The 2,977-nt window shown below is 64.6% G+C and carries 4 protein-coding genes; 1 reads left to right on the forward strand and 3 read right to left on the reverse strand.

What is annotated here, in order from left to right:
- The coding region (locus EN935_RS29120; RefSeq protein ID WP_127373888.1) for an MFS transporter at positions 1 to 1,211 on the forward strand (1,211 nt) is incomplete at its 5' end.
- A gap of 6 nt (positions 1,212 to 1,217) precedes the next feature.
- Here the strand turns inward: EN935_RS29120 and EN935_RS29125 are convergent.
- The 3 genes from EN935_RS29125 to EN935_RS29130 form a co-directional block, all read right to left on the reverse strand.
- Positions 1,218 to 1,964: an RlmE family RNA methyltransferase gene (locus tag EN935_RS29125; RefSeq protein ID WP_127265434.1), complete on the reverse strand. Its 747-nt coding sequence runs from the start codon at positions 1,962 to 1,964 to the stop codon at positions 1,218 to 1,220.
- Positions 1,961 to 2,089, reverse strand: a complete 129-nt coding sequence (locus tag EN935_RS42840; protein WP_281040365.1) for a hypothetical protein — start codon at positions 2,087 to 2,089, stop codon at positions 1,961 to 1,963. Before EN935_RS42840 ends, EN935_RS29125 begins: the two co-directional genes overlap by 4 nt.
- The coding region (locus tag EN935_RS29130) for a Ppx/GppA phosphatase family protein (protein ID WP_164771412.1) at positions 2,086 to 2,977 on the reverse strand (892 nt) is incomplete at its 5' end. The genes EN935_RS29130 and EN935_RS42840, both read right to left, overlap by 4 nt.

Here is a 2,977-nt window from a genome sequence, read left to right on the forward strand (position 1 = left end):
TCTTTCGTGCCGCGATCGCGGTCTTCATCGTCGGCTCGATCGCCTGCGCGCTCTCCGGTTCGCTGCCGGCTTTCGTGGTCTCGCGCTTCCTGCAAGGCATTGGCGGCGCCATGATGACGCCGGTCGGACGGCTGGTGCTGGTGCGCGCAACACCGAAAAGCGAACTCGTCGCGGCAATGTCCTGGCTGACCGTTCCGGCGCTTGTGGGGCCGCTGGTCGGGCCGCCCGTCGGCGGCTTCATCACCACCTATTTCACCTGGCACTGGATTTTCCTGATCAATGTGCCGATCGGCTTGGTCGGCATCTGGCTGGCGACGCGTTTCCTGCCGAAGACCGAACCCGTGCAGACCCCACCACTTGATTTCATCGGCTTCGTGCTGAGCGGGCTGGCGGCATCCGGCGTGGTGTTCGGCCTGTCAGTGGTGAGCTTGCCCTATCTGCCGCCAATCGTCGGTGTCATCACCGTAGCGGTTGGCCTCGTGTCGGGCGCGCTCTATCTGCTGCATGCGCGCCACGCCAAAAACCCGCTGCTGGCGCTCGAACTGTTCCGCAACCAGGTGTTCCGCTCCTCGGTGCTTGGCGGCGGGCTGTTCCGCATCGGCATTGGCGCGGTGCCGTTCCTGCTGCCGCTGATGTTCCAGATCGGCTTCGGGCTGACGCCGTTCCAGTCCGGCATGATCACTTTCGTCTCGGCGATCGGCGCCATCGGCATGAAATTCGTCACCGCACTGATCTTCCGCGTCGCTGGCTTCCGCCGCGTGCTGGTTGTCGGTTCGCTGGTCGCCGCGGCCTCGATCGCCATCAACGGACTGTTCACGCCCGACACACCCTATCTCTTGATGCTGGCCATGCTGCTCGTCGGCGGCTTCATCCGCTCGATGTTCTTCACCGGCGTCAATGCGCTCGCCTACGCCGAGGTTTCAGCTGAAGACACCAGCAAAGCCACGCCGATTGCCGCCGTCTTCCAGCAGCTGTCGATCGCGCTTGGCGTGGCGGTGGCCGGCGGCATCCTGGAAGTGTCCACAAGCCTGAACGACAGGTCACTGACGCTGGCGGATTTCCACACCGCGTTCTTCGTCGTCGCGGTGATTTCCGCCGCCGCGTCCCTGTCGTTCATGCGGCTGGCGCCCGATGCCGGCAACGCTGTCTCCGGACATGGTCGATTGACCACGCCCAAGACGTTGGAAGCGGTAAGCCGGCCCGGCAATTGATGCGGCTTACGTTTCGGGCTCGCCCTCCGGACGTTCCGATCCGGCTGACGACGGCTCCCGCCCCTTAAAGTCTTTCGCCAGCAGGTAGAGTTCCACCGATTCGTCGCGTGAGGCCGGCGGTTTGACGTGATGGACCGAGCGGAAGTTGCGCTTGAGCATGGAGAGCAGCTCGTTTTCGGCGCCGCCCTGGAAGGTCTTGGCAAGGAAATGCCCGCCCGGCTTCAGCACCGACAGCGCGAAGTCGGCCGCCACCTCGCACAGATGCATGGTGCGGATATGGTCGGTCCGCTTGTGGCCAGTGGTCGGTGCGGCCATGTCGGACAGCACGATATCCGGATCGCCTCCCAGCGCCTCGGCCAGCTTTTGCGGCGCCAGCGGATCGAGGAAATCCATCAACAGCACCGGCGCGCCGGGCACAGCGTCCATTTCCAGATAATCGATGCCGATGACATGCGGCTTGTCGGCCGTCGATTTCGTGCGCGCGGCGGCGACCTGGCACCAGCCGCCGGGAGCCGCACCGAGGTCGATCACCTTCATACCGGGCTTCAAAAGATGATGTTTGTCGTCGATCTCGATCAGCTTGTAAGCCGCGCGCGAGCGATAGCCGTCAGCCTTGGAGCGCTGGACATAGGGATCGTTGATGTGGCGCTGCAGCCAGCGGCGCGACGATTCCTTCAGGCCGCTCTTCTTCTTGATCCGCGTCTTCAGCACGCGAATGCTGGCTGATCCTGGTTTTTCCGGTTTCTTGGTCATTGCCTGATTTCTTGTCCGAGCATCATTTCCAGCGAAAACCGGTTCATGCCTTCTTGTCTGAGCATGACCTTTTCCGAGAACCGGTCGCCACTTTTCGCTAACGCGGTCCTGAGGTTCGGGATCATGCTCTGCCACGTCCATCATTGCGCCAGACGCCGTCATCGGCCATCAGTTCGCTCAATATGCCTTCGCGCAGGCCACGATCGGCGACGCGCAGTCGCTCCGACGGCCACACCGCGCGGATCGCTTCGAGGATAGCACAGCCGGCCAGCACCAGATCGGCGCGATCGGCACCTATGCAAGGGTTGGCGCAGCGCTGCTGGAAATCCCAGCCGACCAGCTTTTCGACCATGCGGTCGACGCTGTCGCGGTCCATCCACAGCCCGTCGACACGGCGACGGTCGTAGCGCTCGAGGTCGAGGTGAACACCGGCGAGCGTCGTGACCGTTCCGGACGTGCCGAGCAGATGGAAATTCGGGCTGGCCTTGAGATGGCTCAGCCGGTCGCGGCCGTCGAAGCTGGCCAGCCGGCCGGCGACGTCGTCGACCATGGCGGCGAAGATCTCGCGCGTCACCGTGCGGCCACCAAAGCGCTCGGCCAGCGAGACGACGCCGACCGGCAGCGAGGTCCACGACACGATGTGGTTGGCGAGCCTTGGCGAGCGGCGGCCGGCGAGGTCGATCAACGCAATCTCGGATGAGCCGCCGCCGATGTCGAACAGCACGACACCTTGCGTGTCGCGCTCGACCAGCGAACCGCAGCCGGAAACCGCCAGCCGCGCTTCGGTCTGGCGATCGATGATCTCGAGCTTCAGGCCGGCCTCGCGTTCGACGCGGTCGAGGAACTCGACGCCGTTGTCGGCCGTGCGGCAGGCTTCGGTGGCGATCAGCCGGGCTTTTCGGATCTTGCGGTTGCGCAGCTTGTCGCCGCAGATTTTCAGCGCCTCGACAGCGCGATCCATCGCCGGCTGGCCGAGCCGGCCATTGGCGGTGAGCCCCCCGCCCCGCCGGACG

The organism is Mesorhizobium sp. M7D.F.Ca.US.004.03.1.1 (assembly GCF_003998635.1).
GTDB classification, from domain to species: Bacteria; Pseudomonadota; Alphaproteobacteria; order Rhizobiales; family Rhizobiaceae; genus Mesorhizobium; species Mesorhizobium loti.

Bases quoted from the DNA above. Each gene is read 5' to 3' on its own strand.
- EN935_RS42840 (WP_281040365.1), bottom strand. From the start codon at position 2,089: ATGATCCCGAACCTCAGGACCGCGTTAGCGAAAAGTGGCGACCGGTTC.
- EN935_RS29125 (WP_127265434.1), bottom strand. From the start codon at position 1,964: ATGACCAAGAAACCGGAAAAACCAGGATCAGCCAGCATTCGCGTGCTG.